The organism is Cellulomonas septica (assembly GCF_012396155.1).
GTDB lineage: Bacteria > Actinomycetota > Actinomycetes > Actinomycetales > Cellulomonadaceae > Cellulomonas > Cellulomonas septica.
In genome coordinates this window covers 1-5,797 of record NZ_JAAXOY010000178.1, presented here as the reverse complement: position 1 = coordinate 5,797, position 5,797 = coordinate 1, and the positions used below count along the sequence as shown (strand labels likewise).

The window sequence follows — 5,797 nt, the reverse complement described above, 5'->3', positions numbered from 1 at the left end:
CGGGACCGTGCTCGCGGAACCCGTGACGCCCGAGTACGTCGCGACGGCCCTGGCGCACATCGCCCCGACGCGCGAGCACCGGGTCGTCGCGTACTGCGTCGCGGCGGTCGACGACGACGCCGACGCGGCCCGTCGTCTGGCCCGGCCCGCGCTCGCCTGGGTGGGGGAGCCGGACTGGGCGCCGCACCTCGCGCCGCTGCCCTACGCCGACGAGATCGCGGCCCTGCGGGCGTCGGTCGGGTCGCCCGAGGAGTTCGGCGCCGCGCTGCCCGACGCGTGGGTCGACGACCTCGGGATCGTCGGGACGCCGGCCGCCGCGCGCGCCCGGCTCGACGCGCTGTTCGACGCGGGCGTGTCGTCGGCGGTCCTGTTCCCGCTCGGCCCCGACCCCGTCGCCGCGCTGGACTCCCTCGCACGTCTGCGCTGACCGGTGCGATCGGCACGCTCCGGTCGTTCGCGCAGGAGCACCACATCGCCCTCACGCTCCAGCGCTCGATGCTCCCGCACGCGCTGCCGACCCCGCCCGGGATCCGGATGGCCGCCCGGTACAGCGCGTCCGACGCGCAGCTGAGCGTCGGCGGCGACTTCTACGACGCGCTCGAGCTGCCCGACGGGAAGGTCGCGGTCGTGATCGGCGACGTGCAGGGCCACTCCCTGCGCGCGGCGACCGTCATGGCGCAGCTCCGGTTCGCGCTGCACGCCTACCTCGTCGAGGGGCACCCGCCGGCCCGCGCGCTCGACCTGCTCAACGAGCTGCTGATCCGCAGCCACCCCGAGCTGGTCACGGTGTGCGTCGCCGTGGTCGACCTGCACGACGGCAGCATGGAGGTCGTCAACGCCGGGCACCTGCCGCCGCTCCTCGTGTCCGCCGACGGCGCGCGCTACCTCACGGGGTCGTCGCCGCTGCTGGGTGTGCGGCTGCCGAGCGAGCGGCGCACCACGACCGTGCCGCCGTCGGGTCCGTGCACGCTGGTCCTCGTGACCGACGGCCTGCTCGAGCGCCGCTCGGGCCACATGGCCGACTCGCTCGCGCGCATGGCCGAGGTCGTGGCAGAGGCCGGCACCCTCGACCCGGGCGAGCTGTGCGACGTGCTGCTCGGCCGGTTCGACTCGGCCGAGCGCGGCGACGACGTCGCGGTGCTCGCGGTCCACCTCACGCGCGAGCAGGACGCACCGGCGGGCTGACGCGGCGGCGCGCCCTCCCCGGACGGGACGGCCGCCCCGAGGACGCACGACCGTCCCCGGACGCACGACCGCCCCGGGCCGCGCACCGTGGTCGGCGCGCCACCCGGGGCGGCAGACGGGGTCAGGCGGTCGCGCGGACCCACACGGTCGTGTCCGACGGGACGAGGACGGCACCGTCGGTGTCGGTCGCGGTGTCGCCCGACGCCAGGAGCACCTCGGTGCCGGCGGGCAGCACGACGGGCTCGGTGCCGAGGTTGGCGACGACGAGCACCTCGCGGTTGACGAACGCGATGACGTCGTCACCGAGGCCGGGCGCCCAGGCGAGCCCGCCCGAGCCCAGCTGCTCGGCCCGGCGCGTCGCGAGCGCGGCGCGGTACGTCTCGTAGGTCGAGCCGGCGACACCGCGCTGCGCGTCGAGCGCGTACGCCGCCCACGACGCGGGCTGGGGCAGCCAGGTCACGCCCGTCGGGGAGAAGCCGAAGCCCTCCTCGCCGGCCGCCCACGGCAGCGGGACGCGGCAGCCGTCACGCCCGCGCTCGGCACCGCCCGTGCGGAAGAACGCCGGGTCCTGGCGCAGATCGTCGTCGAGCGCGGTGTGGTCCGGCAGGCCGAGCTCCTCGCCCTGGTACAGGTACGCCGAGCCGGGCAGGCCGAGCATGAGGAGCGTCGCGGCCCGCGCCCGGCGAAGGCCGAGGGCCTCGTCGGGCTGCTCGTCGCCCACGCCGATCCCGTTGGGACGCGAGCCCGGTACGGACAGGCCGAGGCGCGACGCGTGCCGGACGACGTCGTGGTTCGACAGCACCCAGGTCGTCGGCGCGCCGACGCCGTCGGCCGTCACGTACGACGCCTCGATCACGTCGCGCAGCTGCGGGGCGTCCCACGGCGTCGCGAGGAACGCGAAGTTGAACGCCTGCTGCATCTCGTCCGGGCGCACGTACAGCGCGAGGCGCGACAGCGGCTCGACCCAGGCCTCCGCGACGAGCGCGCGGTCGCCCGCGTACTGCGCGAGCACGCGGTTCCACGCGCGGTAGATCTCGTGCACGCCGTCCTGGTCGAACATCGGTCCGCGGTTGCCCGAGCCGGTGACCTCGTCGGCGCGCGACGGGTCGTCCGCCTCGGCCGGCACGGCCTCGTGGCCGTCGACCTCGTCGACGCCCTCGATCATCGAGACGTGGCCGTCCCAGTCGGGCAGGCCCTGCTCCTTGACCATGCCGTGCGCGACGTCGATGCGGAAGCCGTCGACGCCCCGGTCGAGCCAGAACCGCAGGACGTCCTCGAACTCGGCGCGGACCTCGGGGTGCTCCCAGTTGAGGTCGGGCTGCCGCGAGTCGAACAGGTGGAGGTACCACTGGCCGGGCGTGCCGTCGGCGTTCGTGGTGCGGGTCCACGCCGGGCCGCCGAAGATCGACTGCCAGTTGTTCGGCGGCTCCTCGCCGTGCTCGCCGCGCCCCTCGCGGAACAGGTAGCGCTCGCGCTCCGGCGAGCCGGGACCGGCGGCCATGGCCTCGACGAACCACGCGTGCTCGTCGGACGTGTGGTTGGGCACGAGGTCGACGATCACGCGCATGCCGAGCTCGTGCGCCCGGCCGAGCAGCGCGTCGAAGTCGTCGAGCGTGCCGAACAGCGGGTCGACGTCGCGGTAGTCGGCGACGTCGTAGCCGGCGTCGGCCTGCGGCGACCGGTAGAAGGGCGACAGCCAGACCGCGTCGACGCCCAGCTCGGCGAGGTGGGGGAGGCGCGACGTGATGCCGGGAAGGTCGCCGACGCCGTCGCCCGACGCGTCGGCGAACGACCGCGGGTAGACCTGGTAGATCACCGCGGTGCGCCACCACTCGGCGTCGGGGGAGCCGGGTGCGTGCACCAGGGTGTGCAGGGGCCGGGAGTCGAGCGTCGTCATGCGGGCATGCCTCTTTCGGGTGGATCTGGGGAGGGGAGGCGTCGTCGCCGGAGGAGCGGTGCGGGAGACGGCCGTGAGGGCCGCGCGAAGGCTCCGGGTCGGACCAGGGTAGGCAGCGGCTGCCGGGGTCCGGCAAGCCTGCCGGTCAGGCGGGTGCCGGACCGTCCGCCGGGGTGCCGGTGGCCGGCGAGCCGTTCGCGACGGCGTGCGCGGGCGCGGCGCCCGTGGAGCCGCGCACGATGAGCTCGGGGTGGAACTTGAGCTCGGTGCGCGAGGCGGGGGTCCCGCTGATCTCCGCGACGAGCGCGGACACCGCGGCGTGGCCCATCGCCTGGACCGGCTGGCGCACGGTCGTGAGCGGCGGGTCGGTGAAGGCGATGAGGGGCGAGTCGTCGAACCCGACGACCGACACGTCGCCCGGGACGGACAGCCCGCGTGACCGGGCGGCCCGGATCGCGCCCAGCGCCATCAGGTCAGAGCCGCAGATGATCGCGGTGTGCCCGGAGTCGATGAGGTCGAGCGCCGCGGCCTGGCCGCCCTCGACGGTGAACAGCGTCGACACGACGTGCCCGGTGGGGTCGTCGACGCCGAGGTGCCGCTGCAGGTTGACCGCGAACTCCTCGCGCTTGCGGCGCGCCGGCACGAAGCGGTCGGGGCCGATCGCGAGGCCGATGCTGCGGTGCCCGAGCGACGTGAGGTGGCGGAACGCGAGGTCGAGCGCGGCGGCGTCGTCGGTCGACACGGTCGGCGCGTCGACGCCCTCGGCCCAGCCGTTGACGAGCACGACGGGCAGCCCGCGGCTGCGCAGCCGGTGGTACCGCTCCTTGCTCGCGGTGGTGTCGGCATGCAGGCCGGAGACGAAGACGATGCCGTCGACGCCGTGCTCGAGCAGCATCTCGACGTACTGGTCCTCGGTGGTGCCGCCGGGGGACTGCGTGCACAGCACCGCGGTGTACCCGCGCTCGGTGAGCATCGTCTCGATGCCCTGCGCGAACGCGGGGAACACGGGGTTCGACAGCTCGGGGACGACGAGGCCGACGAGGCCGGCCGAGCGGGTGCGCAGCTTCTCGGGGCGCTCGTAGCCGAGCACGTCGAGGGCCGCCAGCACGGCCTGCCGTGCCTGGGCCGACACGCCGTGCTTGCCGTTGAGTACCCGTGACACGGTCGCCGTGCTGACGCCGGCCTGCTCGGCCAGGTCCGTCAGACGGGTGCGCACGGGTGGCAGCGTAAGGGACACGGGACCTCCTCGTCCTGGGCTGTTCGTGGTCGAGGCGAGCCCGTTCGTGACGCCGCTGCAACCGTTGCCTGAAAGTTACCGTAACGACTTGCAACGCGCGGTGCAACGACGTAACTTTCCGTCGCACCAGGCCAGCGTCGGTGGGAGCACCGCCGGAGCGGGCACTCCCTCTGCACCCCTTGGAGAGACACGATGCGACGGAGCATCCCTGTCGTCGCGGCGACCCTCGGCCTCGCGCTGACGCTCGCCGCGTGCTCGGGCTCGTCCGGCGAGACGACGGACGACGCGTCCGAGTCGTCCGCGGCGAACGCCGGCACCCTGACCGTCTGGGTGGACGACACCCGGTCCGGCCCGGTGAAGGAGGTGGCGACCACCTTCGAGAAGGAGAAGGGCGTCACCGTCAAGCTGGTCCAGAAGGACTTCGGCGACATCCGCGACGACTTCATCTCGCAGGCGCCGACCGGGCAGGGCCCCGACGTGATCGTCGGCGCGCACGACTGGCTCGGCAAGCTCGTCCAGAACGGCGTGGTCGCGCCGATCGAGCTCGGCGACAAGGCGGAGGACTTCCTCCCCGTCTCCACGCAGGCCATGAGCTACGACGGCACGCTGTACGGCCTGCCGTACTCCGTCGAGAACATCGCGCTCGTCAAGAACAAGGACCTCGTCCCCGACGCCACGCCCGCCTCGTTCGACGAGCTCGTCGCGCAGGCCAAGGCGGCCGGCACGCAGTACTCGGTCCTCATCCAGCAGGACGAGAAGACCGGCGACCCGTACCACATGTACCCGCTGCAGACGTCGTTCGGCGCCCCCGTCTTCGGCACCGACGCCGACGGCGCGTACGACGCCGCGCAGCTCGCGATGGACTCCGACGGCGGCCGCGCGTTCGCCGCGTACGTCGCCAAGCTCGGCGCCGAGGGCGTCCTCAACACGTCGCTCTCGGGTGACGTCGCCAAGGAGGCGTTCATCAACGGCCAGGCGCCGTACATGATCACCGGCCCGTGGAACGTCGGCGACTTCGTGAGCGCCGGCATCAACGTCGGCATCGAGAAGGTGCCGTCCGCCGGTGGCCAGCCGTCGCAGCCCTTCGTCGGCGTGCAGGGCTTCTTCATCTCCGCGAAGTCGAAGAACGCGCTCCTCGCGAACGAGTTCGTCGTCAACTACCTCGGCACCAAGGACGTCCAGCTCGCCATGTACGAGGCGGGCGGCCGCGCCCCGGCGCTGCAGTCGGCGCTCGACGAGATCGGCGACGACCCGATCGTCGGCGGGTTCGCGGAGGTCGGCAAGGACGGCGTCCCGATGCCGTCGATCCCCGCGATGGACACCGTCTGGGCCGACTGGGGTGCCACCGAGGTCGCGCTCGTCAACCAGCAGGGCGACCCCACCGCGCTGTGGGACCAGATGACCGCCTCGATCGCCGGCAAGATCGCCGCGAGCTGAGCACCCGTCCGGCGACCCGGCCCGCCCCGGCCGGGTCGCCG

The 5,797-nt window shown here is 73.8% G+C and carries 5 protein-coding genes; 3 read left to right on the top strand and 2 right to left on the bottom strand.

Features of this window, described 5'->3' with window-relative positions:
• Together HGA02_RS08705 and HGA02_RS08700 are read left to right on the top strand one after the other, a co-directional pair.
• Positions 1–427 (top strand): LLM class flavin-dependent oxidoreductase (locus tag HGA02_RS08705; protein WP_168678685.1); only part of this gene is annotated, 427 nt, incomplete at its 5' end.
• A gap of 68 nt (positions 428–495) precedes the next feature.
• Entirely contained in the window at positions 496–1,185 is a 690-nt protein-coding gene (locus tag HGA02_RS08700) for a PP2C family protein-serine/threonine phosphatase (protein WP_168678684.1), read from the top strand.
• 121 nt (positions 1,186–1,306) lie between these two features.
• Here HGA02_RS08700 and HGA02_RS08695 read toward each other — a convergent pair whose 3' ends face one another.
• Both HGA02_RS08695 and HGA02_RS08690 read right to left on the bottom strand, forming a co-directional pair.
• The gene (locus HGA02_RS08695) at positions 1,307–3,082 is read right to left on the bottom strand and encodes a glycoside hydrolase family 13 protein (RefSeq protein ID WP_168678683.1); all 1,776 of its coding nucleotides are present in this window, start codon (positions 3,080–3,082) and stop codon (positions 1,307–1,309) included.
• Between the two features lie 145 nt (positions 3,083–3,227).
• A complete protein-coding gene (locus HGA02_RS08690; RefSeq protein ID WP_343035389.1) occupies positions 3,228–4,298 on the bottom strand; it encodes a LacI family DNA-binding transcriptional regulator in 1,071 nt (356 codons plus the stop codon).
• A 213-nt stretch (positions 4,299–4,511) separates the two neighbouring features.
• On the opposite strand from HGA02_RS08690, the gene HGA02_RS08685 reads away from it, so the two are divergent.
• On the top strand, positions 4,512–5,756 hold the full coding sequence (locus HGA02_RS08685; RefSeq protein WP_168678681.1) for a sugar ABC transporter substrate-binding protein: 1,245 nt from the start codon (positions 4,512–4,514) through the stop codon (positions 5,754–5,756).
• The last annotated feature ends 41 nt before the right edge of the window (positions 5,757–5,797 follow it).